The organism is Alteromonas hispanica (assembly GCF_010500915.1).
Lineage (GTDB): Bacteria > Pseudomonadota > Gammaproteobacteria > Enterobacterales > Alteromonadaceae > Alteromonas > Alteromonas hispanica.
Window position 1 is genome coordinate 13,001 of the sequence record NZ_JAAAWP010000011.1, and the last position, 15,916, is coordinate 28,916.

Here is a 15,916-nt window from a genome sequence, read left to right on the forward strand (position 1 = left end):
CATGTTACAACCAAAACGCATGAAGTTCCGTAAGATGCACAAAGGCCGCAACCGCGGCATGGCTGCGGGAAGCACTGTAGCCTTTGGTACTTACGGCCTTAAAGCGACAGGCCGCGGTCGTATGACTGCGCGTCAAATCGAAGCAGCGCGTCGTGCTATGACTCGTCACGTTAAGCGTCAAGGTAAAATTTGGATTCGAGTTTTCCCTGACAAGCCAATTACTGAGAAGCCTCTTGAAGTGCGTCAAGGTAAAGGTAAAGGTAACGTTGAGTACTGGGTATGCCAAATTCAGCCTGGTCGTGTTCTTTATGAGATGGAAGGTGTTCCTGAAAATCTTGCACGCGAAGCGTTTGAATTGGCAGCGGCTAAACTGCCATTTAAAACAACCTTTGTAACTCGGACGGTGATGTAATGAAAGCGACTGAACTGAAAGAAAAAAGCGTAGAAGAGCTGAACGCAGAGTTGATTAACCTGCTACGCGAACAGTTCAACCTGCGCATGCAGCACTCAACAGGCCAGCTTGAAAAAACTGACCAGTTGAAAAAAGTACGTCGTAACATCGCGCGTGTTAAAACCATTCTGACTCAAAAGGCTGATGCGTAATGACTGAGCAAAAAATTCGTACAGTGCAAGGTCGTGTGGTTAGCAACAAGATGGATAAAACCATTACTGTTGTAGTTGAACGTTTTGTTAAGCACCCTATCTATGGGAAGTTCATCAAGCGCTCTACTAAGCTTCACGCCCACGACGAAAGTAATGTATGCAATAAAGGCGACGTAGTAACAGTACGTGAATGTCGTCCACTATCTAAGAACAAAACTTGGATGCTTGTAGACGTTATTGAAAAAGCAGGCGTTTAATCGTTCTCTTTTTTAGTCTCTAAAAAAGCCGCTCTTGAGCGGCTTTTTTGTTTTTTGGCGCTGATAGAAACTCTTTAAACGAGTATACTCACCTACCATATACCTTATGGTTAACACATAACGTGTTAGCTATTCTCATTGTATTAAGGACCAAGGATACATTATGTCTGCTGACCAGCGAGACAGTGTAAAACCCACTCTCATCGATGAACTATGTCGCTATTTGTATTCGCTCGTTCTTCTTTTACTCATACCTCTGGTTTTATTCAAACTCGCGGGAAAGAAAAATAGTCAAGGTGCGGACCATTCTCACGGGCGTTTTGAGCGCTTTGGTATGGTACCTGCGCCTCGTCAAAAGAATGGCTATTTATTTCATTGTGTCTCAGTCGGCGAAGTCGTAGCGGCGTCCTGCGTTATAAAGCAATTACTTTTAGCAGAACCTAACACAAGCATAACGGTGACCACTACAACCGCTACAGGCTCTGCTCGAGTGCGGGATATCTTCGGCGAAAAGGTCAATCATTTCTATTTACCGTTCGACTTGCCAATCTTCATGTTACTGATGTTACGGCGTGTACAACCAAAGGCTATGCTTATCACTGAAGTTGAGTTATGGCCCAATCTAATACACACATGTTGGAAGCAAAACATCCCGGTTATCGTGATAAACGCGCGAATGACAAGTAGATCTGCAGTTCGATATAAAAAAATAGGTAAGCTATTTGAACCTCTACTGCTCAAAATCAGTCACGTTTGTGCTCAAGGGCAAGATGACTACCGGAATTACCTCTCTCTAGGGCTTTCTTCTAACAAGCTAACGCTGACAAATAATATTAAGTTCGATCAAGCAGCGTCTGTAAATCAGAATATCAAAGGGTTCATGAAGCTAGAACAGCATGATGGCCCCGTATTGGTGGCGGGAAGCACCCATGCACCCGAAGAATCTCAAATATTAGAAGCCGCTGCCATATTATGGAACGTGCATCCGAATTTGAAAGTGGTGATTGTGCCCAGACACCCAGAGCGTTTTGATGAAGTAGCAGAGTTGTTAACGACAAAAAAAATACCTTTTACTCGTAGTTCAGTCGGGACAACCTCGCACGCGGGCGTGAGCGTTGTGCTACTTGATGAGATGGGCAAACTCAATGATGCTTATTCTGTGGCTACAGTAGCGTTCGTTGGAGGTTCTATTGCACAAAAGGGCGGACATAATGCGCTTGAGCCCGCCGCATTTTCCTTGCCCATTTTAATGGGGCCTAACGTTTATAATAACCCTGTTATCTGCGACTATTTAGTAGAACGAGGGGCACTAACGATTATTCATGATGCAGTGAGTATTGCCGAGGCGTGCAATACTTTTTTATCTTCAGATCAGCTTTGCAAAAAAGCAGGAAGAGCTGCAGGCTTGGTGCTCGAAGAAAACAGTGGGGCGCTTGATAAGACCATTGAGTGTATAGCTGGATTTACTGAACGATAATGTGAGTAAAACACTCAGCCTACTCTTTGATATCTTATACTTTTGGCTAATAATCGAACCCCGAAACTGTGCGCTCCTGCACAGAATTGGGACGTTGTATGATTCGCCATACTCTTAAATCACATTAAATTTTATGTAACCGCATGAAAATAAAAAGAATATTAAAAGTGGTTCGACCTTTGCTATAAGAAGGTAGACGACGTGACTTCGGTAAAACTCAAATAACAAAGCTCACAAACTAATGGGCACTGTTTCACGCGTTTTCCAGGGAGAGACCTCCTGCCGATGGCAGGAGGTTTTCTTACTACATTTCTTTATATACTGCTTTGTCGCTTAGCCTTGCTCAGCTGACGCCTCCTCAGACACTGACACTCTTTCAGGCTCCACAAGACTGATAAGACGCCATCCCGGCTTAGGTTCAAGTTCTCTACCGTTAACAAAAGTAAAGCTCTTATTATCAGCATCTATGGCAATAAGTGGCGTCGCTCTATCGCCGTATTTGTGAATGTACTGCTCATAATCAAACTCTTCTGACAGTGGCGTTGTTTTTATCGTTGACTCCCTAGCCACAGCAGAGGCTAAATAGCCATACGTTACGCCTTCATCAAACAAAGTAAGTTTTTTTGCATATTGCTCACTCACTTGATGGCTAGGTCTCGTGGATTGTTCGTTGTTAGTCAGTGCCCAAACTTTGTCTTTTCCCAACGTATGCTCAAAGTGGTAGGCAATTGGCGGATTAAGCTGCTTGTACGGTGACATAATAAGCACTGTGCCAATAGTCGATATATCTAGGTGGCGCGCTGCATGCTCTGACATAGGGTTGCCAAAGTACACAGGGATATCCATCATTCTGGCCTCGCGTATGGCATCCCAATTTGTATCTGTAACAATTACGTCGAGTTTCTGATTGATCATTTCAGCGGCTAGCATTCGATTAAATTTACTGCCACCGAATATTAAATATCCCGTTGGCGCTGGTGCCCGCACTTTAAGAAGAGTTGCTACCGTTCGCGCTGTTATACTTTGCACAACCACAGTGGCAATGATAACCATAAACACAATGGGCACTATGATACCAGCGCCCTCATAACCAATCTCTTCAAGCTTCAAGGAAAAAAGCGCCGACACTGCTGCGGCAACAATACCACGAGGAGCTATCCAACTTAGTAACGCTATTTCATTCAGCTTTAAGCCAGTTCCAATACTCGATATAAGAACAGACACGGGTCTTGCTACAAACATAATGGTGGCCAGCACTATCACAGAGCCCCAGCCAACTTCTGCAACTGAATTAAGGTTGAGTCGAGTGGCTAGCAAAATAAATAACCCAGATATCAGAAGCACACTCAGGGTTTCTTTAAATTCAAGAATATCTTCCACATCCACATTTTTCATATTTGCCATTACCATGCCGGTAATCGTGACGGCTAATAGCCCAGATTCGTGAGCAACATAGTTAGAGGCCGCAAAGACACCTAAGATAATTGTTAGCACCGCAGTGTTGAGAAGGTAGTGTGGGATCCAATCTTTGCGAACGCATAGCCCAAGGAAATAGCCAGATGCTAGCCCAAGCACAGAGCCTATGCCGATAGTTTTACCAAAAGCAATAAACGTCTGTGAGATTGCATTTTCTTGCGAGGCAACAATGAACTCGAAAACCAAAACGGCGAGCAGGGCGCCTATCGGATCGATAATTATACCTTCCCATCGAAGAATGTTAGCTAGGTTAGTATGCGGTCTTACCGTTCTTAGCATTGGAACTATCACGGTGGGCCCAGTTACCGTTACGATAGCGCCAAACAAAAACGAAAGCTGCCAAGTAAGATCCAAACTATAGTGCGCAACCGCAGCAGAAATAGCGCCGGTAATTAATACCCCAACGGTGCATAAGTTACGCACCATATTGCCATGACCGGCTATGTCTTTAAATTTGAGTGTAAGAGACCCTTCGAAAAGAATTATAGCAACAGACAGCGAGACTACTGGGAATAGAAGGTCGCCAAACAATGCGTCTGCATCGAGTACGCCAAAAACTGGCCCCACTAATATACCTGCTATTAACAAGGGGAGAATAGCGGGAAGTCGAATTCTATAGGCTAGGTATTGGCAACCAATAGATAGCAAACCAACAGAAACAAGAGAGAGCAAGGGGTCAGACACGATTATTTCCTTATTTACACCCGGTTAATTCCGTAGCGATGCGTTACGTGCTGCTACTTTATTAATATTTGTTTATAGTTACGCTAGCACACAATGTTTAGACCAATACCTCATTACTTGCGATTTTTTGCAAGACGGATAAACAATATCTGATAACCTCATATAATGGAATGAATACGCTACATTGAGAATTCGTGTGAAATTAATCTTGGGTTTAACCTTCGCTTTTACTGCAACCGCACTTGTAAGTGCGTGCTCCTCGATTCCAGTGCCCTCGACTCCCTTAAATATTACTAAGACGATTACGCTCCCAAAAGCACTTTCGGAAACATCCGGGTTGTCTTGTGCCGACGACAATCAAATATTGTCTATTAACGATTCTGGAAATGCACCAGTGGTGTATAGCGTGAGTTATGATGGGACGATAACAGAAGAATTAGCACTATCGATCAGAAATAATGATTGGGAAGCCATTACCGCAGACGACGAATACTTATTTGTTGCAGACATTGGCAACAATAAAGGGCAGCGAGAACAGCTAGAAGTGTATAAGGTTAGTCGTCAAGACTTCAATAATGTAACAACCCTTGTTATAAAATATGCAGATAATAACCCTGCGAGTAATATTCCCTATGCCCATGATTTTGACGCTGAAGCTTTGTTAAAGAAAGGCAGTGAATTACTTTTATTTTCGAAAAGTTGGCGCTCTGGTAATACTCATATTTACCAAATCAATGATCAAGTTAATGAGGAAAAAGTAGCGCAAACGCTCACACCTTTCGCATCAATAGAAGGGTTACCGGGTGTAGTAACGGGCGTCGATTATGACGCAAGCAAAAATCAATATGTGGTTGTAGGGTACAAGTCAGATCCGTTTGGAAATTTCGCAGCGTTTATGGCATCACTCTCTAGCACATTTGCGGTACTGAATATTTGGCCGCTGGAAGGATACAAACAAGTTGAAGGGGTATGCGTAGATAGCGAAGGGGCTTACTGGTTCAGCGAAGAAGCCACTGACGGGCGTGCTGCTTCACTTTCAAAAGCCCAGGTTTTATAGAAGCGATAGCAGCAACTTATACAAACCGTACAACAACTGTAAAAAAATCCCATAATACAACACAGCTTTTATACCTTTTCTTTTATACCAAAACGGTGGCAATAATGCCCAGTTAGAGGAGCGCTCACACCAAGCACATTAGTGAGTCTGGCTTTCAGGTTAAAGCCAGACTCACACGAGAAAAGAGCAGTATTATATTTTAAATCGGTTAACCTCTACCGAGAGCGCTTTTGCAAGCTCATCTAATTTATCGCTAACGCTTACCAAAATATGTGTAGCGTTTAATGTCTCTTCGCTTGAGGCACTGATGTCATTAATATTGCGACTAATATCCTCAACCACTACAGCTTGCTCTTCAGTCGCAGTAGCTACCTGTGTGTTTACATCGTTGATAGTTGAGATCTCATGCGTGATTTTTTGCAGTAACGCATCAATTTCGTTAGTTGCAGATACAACGTCGTCAGTCTTAGCGCGACTGGTTTCCATTTGATCTACAGCAGACTTGGAGTCTTGTTGAAATTTATCAATTTTCACCTGAATTTCGTCTGTAGCCTGTGCTGCACGTTGCGCAAGGGTTCTCACTTCGTCCGCTACCACCGAAAATCCTCTTCCATGGTCACCGGCTCGCGCAGCCTCAATAGCCGCATTCAGCGCAAGTAGATTAGTTTGCTCTGAAATCCCTCGAATGGTATCAAGAATGCCGCCAATCGCTGCAGTATGCTCATCAAGAGACTGAATAACACCAGATACTGATTGAATCTGCCCTGATAAGCCTTGAATGGCCATAACGGCCTTTTGGGTTATTTGGCGGCCTGCAACAGAATTAGTATTCGCTTGATTTGCATTTTGTGCTGCATGGGTAGCAGATTGCGCCACCTCATTTACTGTGCTTCCCATTTGAGTTAAAGCCGCTGCTGCTTGTAGCGTTTGGTCTCGCTGGCTCTTGGTTGAAAGCTCGGTTTGCTGCGATTGTTGCGTTACGTCTGCAGCGGAGCTTTTAAGTGCCTGGCTCGTTGTAGCGACTTGAGTGATAGTGGCATGCAGATGACCAATAAACTGATTGAAACCCTCTACCAGTCTGGCAATTTCTTTTTGCTCGGGCACAGGAATTCGAGCCCGTAAATCACCGCCGCCTTGACCTAGTTGTTGAAAAATATCCGCCAGAGACTCAAGAGGCTTTGTGAGCGTTCCTGCTAACCAAATTCCGATCACAGCAAAACCCGCAGCAATAATGAGCGCCCAAATAATAATTTGTTGGCTACCTGCGTTTAGCGAAGCGTAAAGTTCGCTCTCTGGTACCTGAGCAACGACATACCATCCCGCCTTTTTCACATAGGTACTCGCAAACAGCATTTTACCGTTGCTTTGCTCGCTAGTGGCCATGGCAAAATCTTGCTTAGTAAGAAGCGTAGAGGCGGTTTTGCTATCACTTACTGAAGCCAGCTTGGCTTTACCCAATAAGCTTGTATCGGGGTGCGCAATCACAGTGCCCGAGCCATCAACCAAATATACGAAGCCTGTTTGTGCAATCTTAACCGCATTGATGATAGTAAGTAACTCGTCTACCGATTTTGCAACGCCAGACATACCGCGACCGTTGACTTGCTGATAATTGGCAAACAGTCGATAGCCTTCGCCTGGCTCGTTATATAAGCTCAGCGAAATAGGCTCACCGCTGTCTTTGTAGGCAAAAAACCAACCGTCAAATTCATCATTTTTTAGTGTGCGTAAAAAGCCGTCTTGATTCCAATATTTGTAGGTGTTTCTATCTACAAAAGAAGCAACGGTGAGGTCATTAAAATTCACTATGTTGTTGAGATAGCTCAGCAGCCTTTGCTCGCCATTTCTGTCGGCACCCGCAGCCGACCATGCGAGAATATCTGGGTTCGACGCTATGCCATGAGCTACCGTTAGCATTACGCTTGCTTCACTATCAACCCGGTTACCAATTTGTTTAAGGAGTGCAGGAAGTTGCAAGGTTTCCATATTCTCTTTAACGAGATCCCGTGCAATCCATTGGCTAATAGAACCAACTAAAATGGATGCTGCTAACACAGCAACAATGAGAGAAATAATGAGTTTTTGTTTAATACTGAAAGTCATAGCTTTCGACCACGTAAGTTAATGCTGAAAAAGTGACGTGGCATTGAGGCATAGCAACGTCCGAATGAAAACAGCGCTATTTGGCTGATTACACTATGCAGTATTCTTATTATTTTGCCGCACAGATTTTTTAAAGCTGTCGAATAGAGAATATCGACCAGTGTCCGCTAAAGTTAACCTTAAGGGGTAACAATATCAGGCTCGTAATTGTGCGGCATAATTGACCATAGGGTCAATGAAAAAAGCCGCCCTATTTGGCGGCTTTGTAAGCGGAATGTGACCTTTGTAAACAGGTTGTTTACTGGTCGCTGTCTGATGGAATTGGAAAACCTCTGTCGCGCATTAGTGCGTCAACTTTAGCGTCTCTTCCACGGAATTTGCGGTAGGCCTCACCTGGATCCATGGCATTGCGTACAGAGAATAAGTATTTCACTAAACGCTCACCTACTTCTTTATCGTAGAAACCGCCCGGCGCTTCCATAAAGGCTTCTGCTGCATCTGCTGTCAGCACTTCTGCCCACATGTAGCCATAATATGCAGCAGCATAACCTTCGCCCGAGAAAACATGCCCAAAGTGTGGAGAACGGTGACGCATCACTATTTCCTCAGGCATATCTATTTTCTTCAGCTCTTCGCTTTCAAATGCATCTGGCTCAATCTTGCTTGGGTCAGTTGTATGATACTTCAGATCCATGATAGCAGAAGCCATATACTCAGTGGTTTTGAAGCCTTCGTTGAACGTAGATGCTTTCTTGATCTTTTCAACAAGTTCAGCAGGGATAGGCTCACCAGTTTCATGATGTACAAGGTAGTTATTGATCACTTCGTCTGTGGTTAACCAACGCTCAAGAAGTTGCGACTGAAACTCTGTGTAGTCTCTAACGCCAGAGTGTGACGATGGATACTTCACGTCTGCCGATAAGAAGTGAAGGGCATGACCGAACTCGTGGAAGTACGTTTCAGCGTCATCGAAAGAAATGAGTGTAGCTTCGCCTTCAGCACCCTTTACGAAGTTAGAGTTGTTTGAAGAAAGAACGGTCTTCTTACCATCGAATGTTGTGTATGAGCGGTAGGTTGTTGCCCATGCGCCCGAGCGCTTACCTTGACGAGAGAAGGGGTCTAGATACCACAAACCAATGTGTTCACCGGTGTCTTTATCGGTGACTTCCCACACTTTTACGTCTTCGTGGAATACTGGTACCTTTCCTTCCTCAACAGGAGTGAAGTTAAAATTGAAAAGGCGACCCGCTACGTAAAACATAGCCTCACGAAGTTTATCAAGCTGTAGATATTGTTTTACTTCATTTGAGTCTAAGTCATATTTCGCCTGGCGCACTTTTTCAGCATAGAAGCGGTAATCCCAAGGCTCAATCGTAATATCTGCGCCTTCTTTGTTGGCAATGGCCTGCATATCGGCGACTTCTTCTTCAACCCTAGCAATGGCTGCTGGCCATACTTTCATCATAAGGTCCATGGCGTTCTCGGGGTTTTTTGCCATACGATCTTCTAAGCGCCATTGAGCATAGTTTTCGTAACCTAACAGTTCAACACGCTCATCTCGCAAGGTCAGAATGCGTTTGATAATTTCGTTATTATCAAAGCTGTCTGCATTGTCGCCACGATTATAATAGGTACGCCATACTTTCTCGCGCAGGTCACGGTTTGTTGAATACGTTAAAAACGGGTCCATAGAAGAACGTGTGTTAGTGATGGCATATTTGCCTTCTTCACCACGAGATTCAGCCGCCGCTTTCGCTGCAGTAACAAACGAGGATGGAAGACCGTCGAGCTGGTCTTCTGTAATGTAAGTTACGTAATTTTCTTCGTCCGCAAGTACGTTATTAGAAAACTTGGTATGCAGGGTAGCAAGCTCTTGATTAATCTCGGCATAGCGTTTCTTCGCTTCACCATCTAGCGTTGCGCCATTGCGGGCAAAACGGTTATATGTCATCCAAGCAATACGCTGTTCTTCAGGCGTAAGCGTGTTTAACTCATCAGATTCGTAAACTGCTTTTACACGGGCAAACAGTTTTTCGTTTTGCGTGATTTTTGTCGAAAAAGCAGAAAGTTTTGGAGACATCTCTGCCTGAATTGCACGAAACTCAGGGCTAGATTTATTTGAACTCCAAATGCCGTAATAGGTAAATACCCGGCCTAGTTCATCACCAGCGCGCTCCATAGCAACGATTACGTTTTCAAACGTTGGTGGCGCCTCGTTATTGGCAATGGCATCAATCTCTTTTAGGTTTAACTCCATAGCTTTTTCAAGCGCAGGCTTCAAATCTTCCAGCGACATTTTATCGAATGCCGGTACGCCGCCGTAGGGGCCTTTGAATTCTTGTAATAAGACATTATCGAATTGTGCTGTACCTGATGCGTCTGCAGTGCTTGTTTCTGGCACTGGCGCTACTGATGTTTCGGCTACTTTTTGTTCTGAACATGCACTTAATGCTACAACAACAGCCATAGCGGTAAGTGAGGCTTTAAATTTTCCCATGATACTTCCTGTCATTTGTTATGTTTTTATATCGTCGTATTGCTATATGACTTCGACGTAGCCCCATAGTAAGGCAATGCAAATATAAGATAAATGCTCTTTACCGTAATTCGTAGGCCTGTCGCGGTTTAAACGGCAAATTCGCAGCACGGCGAAGGCGTATGTAATTCGTCGAAATTGATTAATTTTTGATTGGCATTTTGAATGCTAAAAATTACACTGCGCCGGTAAAAATCTCTGCCGTTAAAAACCTTTTTTCTTCTTATTTTTATGAGTGAAGCGCGATGTTTGAACTTTTGTTACATGCTTTTCCGGTTGCGTTTGCCGTTGCCTCGTTTTGGTCCAACACAGAACGTAAGTTGCTGCTGTTGAATCTGGGCCTTTGTGTGGCCATTGGTTCATTACTGGTATTTGAGCAAGCGTGGGGAGGAGCAATCGTTATTACGGTGGCGGGATTAAGTACCAGCTATCGTCTAATAAAACAGAAACTGCTGTCACCTATTGCCACTTATATAACGCTGATATCTATGATGTGCCTTGTGTTAACGGTGAACAACCTAACGGGGAAAACGTCATTTATTGAAACCATGCCTGTATTTACGTTTATGGCGTATCGTTTCGGTGAGCTTCACTGCAAAGAGGCGGGGTTAAGAATTTGCATGATAGTGGGGTCGTTAAACTTTACTCTGTACGGCATAGTAACGGGTACCTGGGGACTGGCTATTACAGAAGCGCTATTTGCGTTATCCAACCTGTGGTATTACATGAAACTCAGACGCGCAATGCGTGTGAGTCCGGTGTAACAAAAGCATAGTTAAAGGAGGCTAGATTGCCTCCTTTAAAATGAACGTTTACGCAAATACCACGGTTTTGTTTCTGTGAATAATGACACGGTCTTCTAAGTGGTAACGCACACCGTGAGCAAGAGCGGTAACTTCACAATCTTTACCTTTGCGCACCATATCTGCTGCATTATCACTGTGGCTAATTCGCTTCACACTTTGCTCAATAATAGGGCCTTCGTCTAAGTCTTTAGTAACGTAGTGACAGGTTGCACCAATTAATTTTACGCCACGGTCGTAGGCCTGTTGATATGGCTTCGCGCCGGCAAAGCTTGGTAAGAAACTATGGTGAATATTAATTGCTTTGCCCTGCAACTCTTGGCACAGCGTATCGGGGAGTATTTGCATAAAACGTGCAAGAACAGTTAGGTCAATTTTGTATTCTTGCAGTAACGTTTTAATTTGAGCAAATGCGGCTTCTTTTCCCAAGGCTTTAAAGTCTACCCAGTGGAAAGGGACTTTATACCAGTCAGCAAATTGTTTCATTTGCGGGTGGTTTCCAATAATGACGGGGATGTCACAGTACAATTCACCCGTGTGCCAACGGTGAAGAATATCGACTAAACAATGGGACTCTAAGCTTGCCAGAAGCGCAACTCGTTGCTTTTTCGATGAATCAGTAAACTTCCAATTCATCTGATATTCGTTGGCAAGAGGAGTAAATTCTTTCACAAAACTTTCGGCATTCAGCGTAAGCGTACTGGCACCAATTTCATGGCGCATGAAGAAGCGGCCTGTTTGCAGATCGGTATGATGACTTGCCTCTACTATAGTGGCGTTATGGTCTGCTAAGAACTGAGAAACACTGGCTACAAGACCAACCTGATCTGGACAATCTATGACTAATTTATAAGTTTGTTGCATTGATAAAAGGAGACTTCGATAAAGGTTGACCCCTTTTTACCTGTCAACGATAGTGATGTAAAGAAATTAGCGCACCAATGGTCTGGTAAGCCTTGACTATAATAATGAATACCCTACTCGGTGATCCCTCTTCTGAGCTTTTCTCTAACAGACATACTGTATTCCAGTGACCAAGAATGGCGAATAGGATAGGTGACTCCCTGTGGTGTTGAAACCGACTCAAACAAGTGAAATGCGTCAACCTGAACATCAATGTTTGGCGAAAAAAGCGGAAGCGGCATAGCAGATGTCGCTTTTCGTACCATAGTAACGTGAGGTTTATATTCTTTACTGTCTATTTCTATTGCAGAACGTCTCGCACATTTGCGAACTTGTTTCGCTAAAGTCATGAGTGGCTTGGGAGGGGAGGTTGGCGAAGCAAAAAGTATTTTAGGGCCATTCCATACACCAACGCTATCGAGGGTAAATGTAAAAGGTTCTTCAGAGAGTGCATCTAACTCAGCTAACAGTGACTCATGTTGTCGGTGCGAAATGCTGCCTAAAAAGCACAATGTCATATGATAGTTTGCCGCTGGAACAGCGTAAGGTGCAGCTGGCTCGTTAGCGACAAAGTTTCCTTTGGCTTTTTTATCACGCTTTTTACCAGTAAAAGTACTTTCTTTACTTTTCACTCTTTGGCGAGGCATCACTTCTGGCATCGCCTTTTGCTGCCAACTTTCTAATGCTAACTTTTGTGTTGCACTTAAATCTAAACCTATGAAGCATCGCATATGTTGGTCCTCATCTGTTGGTCCTCATCATTAATACATGCTGCCGATATCTGTCCTGTCGCCCTAGTTGTACCTTTATAATTACCAATTGATAACGGCAAAGGTTTACAAAATAGCAAAGACAGCAATACATGTTGGCGTAACCTAGCTAGGCTAATCGGCACAAACCATTGGAAAAACTGCGATAGAAATGAGCAACTTAAGAAAATCTGTAGAAAAGCCCAATTAGTCATGCCTATGGGTACACTTGCGGTGCATATTTAAGGTACATTGCCGATATCAGCTTGTTCTTCGTTACTAGGCGTTATGCATTTCAATTCATCAGACAGTTTGTCAAATCATTCGTCAAAGGCAGTGGCAAACAACCTTGCACATTTACCCGCCTTTTCTCTTGTAGAATCATTATGCCGAGATATTCAAAAAAATAACATCGTTATAGGTGCTCCACCGGGGGCTGGTAAATCGACAATATTGCCTTTGGCGCTGTTATCCAGCGAGTTGAAAGGCAAGGTGTTGCTTATGCAGCCGCGGCGAGTAGTGGTGAGAAACCTTGCCGGTTTTTTGGCAAAGCAGCTTGGTGAGCCGGTAGGACAAACCATAGGTTATCGTATTCGTGGTGAAACTAAGGTGAGTCAACAAACTCGCATAGAGTTAATCACCGAGGGCGTGTTAACTCGCATGATTCAACAAGACCCAGAGTTACAGGGTGTTGCAGTTATCATATTCGATGAGTTTCACGAACGAAGTATCCATAGTGACTTCGGGCTGGCTTTAGCCTTAGAAGTGCAGGCAGGACTTCGTGAAGACCTGCGACTTGTGGTGATGTCAGCAACTCTTCAACTTGAGCCGTTAAACCAGCTTCTTGAAGAGCACAGTCCAATCACGGTTAGTCACTTGAGTACAGAAGGTCGCGCGTATCCTGTGGAAGTGTTTTATGGTAAGGACACGCTAGCGAAAGATATTGTTAGCAATACTGTTTTTGCCATAAAAAATGCGGTGTCACGCCATCATGGAGATATATTGGCGTTTTTGCCAAGTCGCGGTGTTATTAATGCAGTTGAGCGCGATATCGACATCATGAGCCGCCATGACAACGCGGTGGTTTTACCTCTTTATGGTGCACTGAGCAAAGCTGCCCAAGAGCGCGCTATATTTCCTGATGAGCACGGTCGTCGAAAAATTATATTAGCCACTAATATCGCTGAAACCAGCCTAACTATTGAAGGGGTTACCGTGGTAATAGACAGTTTGTGGGAAAATAGCGCTCAATATCACCCCTCTAGCGATATGACACAACTTATTATGCAGCGTATTTCTCAAGCATCTGCAGTGCAGCGAACGGGAAGAGCGGGTAGGGTAAGCGAAGGAGTATGCTACAGGCTTTGCAGTAAAGAGAGCTTTGAACGTCTCGCCAAACACAGTGCTGCGCAAATTGAAAAAGAAGATATTACTGGTTTGTTGCTCGATACTTACGCGTGGGGAAGCAGGCCAAGCGAGCTGGCGCTGTTAACGCCGCCTAGTGCTACTCAAGAATCTGTAGCACTTAAAAAGTTGCAGCGGCTAGGATGTGTTGACCAAAACGGAGTAATAACCAATTATGGTAAATCAATAGCCGAGCTTCCTTGTCAGCCTCATTTAGCAAATTTGCTCTTAACCTGTAAGCGGGGAGGTAGTGCTTTTGGTGAAGCCTCAATAAGTCAAGCCATGCAAAACGCCATGAGGCAAGCAGCGCCCTTTATTGTGGCACTAAGCGAAAGCACCGAACTAGGCCAACGTAATCAGGGGCAAAATAGCCCATTGGTAGGAGACACGCTTCGCGGGTTGAGTGCAAAAGATAGGGCGCAGCTTCTAAAGCTTGCAAGCCGGTTTGAACGCTTTGTTGGCCTAGAAAAAAACGGGCTCTCACTTTCAATGCTTGATGATGACGCTATTGGATTATGTATTGCCATTGCCTTTCCGTTACAGGTTGCATATCTGCGCACAGGGGGCACGCAAGATATAAAATCGCTTCAGCAGAAAAGGCATAAACGAGGGCCTCATAGCAATACTGTATCTGCAGATTACAAGTTAGCAAGTGGAAAGGGAGCCACTATTGACAGCTTAACAGCCGCATCGCCGTATCAATGGCTAGCAGTTTTGCACGGACAGCATATCGACAATACAATAAAAATTCGTCTAGCCCAGCCTGTTTCCAATAGCTCTTTGCGCGCTATCTTTCCCAACGCTTTTAATGAGAAAAAACAAGTTCGGCTTAATCAGGCAACCGGTGACGTGGAGGCAAGAACTATTACCGGTTTTTATGCAATAGATCTTGAGAGTAAACCTGTCTCGAAAGAGGAACGGGGAAAAAACAAATCTTACTGGCAGCAATCCACTGTCGAGGCATGGTTGAACTATTTGGAAGCGATACCGCTGAAAGAGTGGCCACTGTCCGATTCTGATTGGCAGTGGTGGCGGCGGGTAAAACTAGCTGCGAAGCACAACCTGCCTTTACAGCAAGGGTTTGACAGTGATGCTACTTGGCCAAAATCACTCAATGACCTTGTGCAGCATGCGAGGCAGTGGCTTTCAGAGCAACTTGCGAACTGCACTTCATTAAAAGCATTACAACGCCTTTCCTGGAAGACTGCATTGAGCAACGGCCTCACTTGGTCGCAACAGCATGCGCTAGAGCAAATGTTACCGACATCGGTAACGCTTCCAACCCAGCGAGAGGGTAAATTAGATTACAGAGAAAATGGAGATGTTGTCTTATCCGTAAAGCTCACAGAAATGTACTCCCAATCAGTTCCTATCGTCATTGCTGGTGGCAAGGTTATTGTGATCTGCGAACTTCTCTCTCCCGCCGGCCGGCCGCTGCAAACAACCAGTGATTTAAATACATTTTGGCAGGGCAGTTACAAAGAGATACAGAAGGAAATGAAAGGGCGATATCCAAAGCACTTTTGGCCCGACGACCCTGCTATCGCTAAACCAACAAATAAGACTAAAAAGCGAATGTGACAATGTGGTTAAAAAGAACGGTTTAAGTATTTTAATGCATACTTTACTTTGTCTGAACTCTACTTGGTTGTTTATAAGTAATGCTTTATATATGACGTTTTGACGGTTTGAGTGCAGAATTGTCGCGTTAGAGAAGGGAAAATTTCAAAAAAAAGCCATTTTTCGAGCAAAAATTTCATGCCATGTCGCTATTGTCGCAAGTGCTTTAACTTTTTGTTGGTGCCTATTTCTAATTAGCTGGTAAAATATACGCTTAGCTAGTTTTTGCTGGCATTTGCAAAAG

Annotated in this window: 12 protein-coding genes; 7 read left to right on the forward strand and 5 right to left on the reverse strand. The window is 44.1% G+C overall.

Going from position 1 to position 15,916, the window contains the following annotated elements; translation table 11 throughout:
* The first annotated feature begins 1 nt into the window (after position 1).
* From rplP to GTW09_RS14990, 4 genes are all read left to right on the forward strand, one after another.
* Entirely contained in the window at positions 2-412 is a 411-nt protein-coding gene (gene rplP, locus GTW09_RS14975) for a 50S ribosomal protein L16 (RefSeq protein WP_032095149.1), read from the forward strand.
* Positions 412-603 (forward strand): 50S ribosomal protein L29, encoded by a 192-nt coding sequence (rpmC, locus tag GTW09_RS14980; RefSeq protein ID WP_071978419.1) that lies wholly within the window; start codon positions 412-414, stop codon positions 601-603. Before rplP ends, rpmC begins: the two co-directional genes overlap by 1 nt.
* Entirely contained in the window at positions 603-860 is a 258-nt protein-coding gene (gene rpsQ / locus GTW09_RS14985; RefSeq protein WP_071978420.1) for a 30S ribosomal protein S17, read from the forward strand. The genes rpmC and rpsQ overlap by 1 nt, the downstream gene beginning before the upstream one ends.
* Before the next feature lie 163 nt (positions 861-1,023).
* A complete protein-coding gene (locus tag GTW09_RS14990) occupies positions 1,024-2,337 on the forward strand; it encodes a 3-deoxy-D-manno-octulosonic acid transferase (protein ID WP_163112537.1) in 1,314 nt (437 codons plus the stop codon).
* A gap of 333 nt (positions 2,338-2,670) precedes the next feature.
* On the opposite strand, the gene GTW09_RS14995 is transcribed toward GTW09_RS14990, so the two are convergent.
* Positions 2,671-4,497: a cation:proton antiporter domain-containing protein gene (locus tag GTW09_RS14995; RefSeq protein WP_163112538.1), complete on the reverse strand. Its 1,827-nt coding sequence runs from the start codon at positions 4,495-4,497 to the stop codon at positions 2,671-2,673.
* 196 nt (positions 4,498-4,693) lie between these two features.
* On the opposite strand from GTW09_RS14995, the gene GTW09_RS15000 reads away from it, so the two are divergent.
* On the forward strand, positions 4,694-5,554 hold the full coding sequence (locus GTW09_RS15000; protein ID WP_163112539.1) for a hypothetical protein: 861 nt from the start codon (positions 4,694-4,696) through the stop codon (positions 5,552-5,554).
* A 192-nt stretch (positions 5,555-5,746) separates the two neighbouring features.
* Here the strand turns inward: GTW09_RS15000 and GTW09_RS15005 are convergent, their stop codons facing one another.
* Together GTW09_RS15005 and GTW09_RS15010 are read right to left on the reverse strand one after the other, a co-directional pair.
* Positions 5,747-7,657 carry a methyl-accepting chemotaxis protein gene (locus GTW09_RS15005; RefSeq protein ID WP_163112540.1) on the reverse strand — a complete coding sequence of 637 codons (1,911 nt, stop codon included), beginning with the start codon at positions 7,655-7,657 and terminating at the stop codon, positions 5,747-5,749.
* A gap of 298 nt (positions 7,658-7,955) precedes the next feature.
* Positions 7,956-10,154: a M3 family metallopeptidase gene (locus GTW09_RS15010; protein WP_163112541.1), complete on the reverse strand. Its 2,199-nt coding sequence runs from the start codon at positions 10,152-10,154 to the stop codon at positions 7,956-7,958.
* Between the two features lie 284 nt (positions 10,155-10,438).
* Here GTW09_RS15010 and GTW09_RS15015 point away from each other — a divergent pair, with 284 nt between their 5' ends.
* A complete protein-coding gene (locus GTW09_RS15015; RefSeq protein ID WP_163112542.1) occupies positions 10,439-10,957 on the forward strand; it encodes a YgjV family protein in 519 nt (172 codons plus the stop codon).
* 48 nt (positions 10,958-11,005) lie between these two features.
* Here GTW09_RS15015 and purU read toward each other — a convergent pair whose 3' ends face one another.
* Together purU and thpR are read right to left on the reverse strand one after the other, a co-directional pair.
* On the reverse strand, positions 11,006-11,860 hold the full coding sequence (purU, locus tag GTW09_RS15020; RefSeq protein ID WP_071978427.1) for a formyltetrahydrofolate deformylase: 855 nt from the start codon (positions 11,858-11,860) through the stop codon (positions 11,006-11,008).
* 113 nt (positions 11,861-11,973) lie between these two features.
* On the reverse strand, positions 11,974-12,630 hold the full coding sequence (gene thpR, locus GTW09_RS15025; RefSeq protein WP_163112543.1) for an RNA 2',3'-cyclic phosphodiesterase: 657 nt from the start codon (positions 12,628-12,630) through the stop codon (positions 11,974-11,976).
* A 306-nt stretch (positions 12,631-12,936) separates the two neighbouring features.
* Here thpR and hrpB point away from each other — a divergent pair, with 306 nt between their 5' ends.
* Positions 12,937-15,633: an ATP-dependent helicase HrpB gene (gene hrpB / locus GTW09_RS15030; RefSeq protein ID WP_163112544.1), complete on the forward strand. Its 2,697-nt coding sequence runs from the start codon at positions 12,937-12,939 to the stop codon at positions 15,631-15,633.
* The last annotated feature ends 283 nt before the right edge of the window (positions 15,634-15,916 follow it).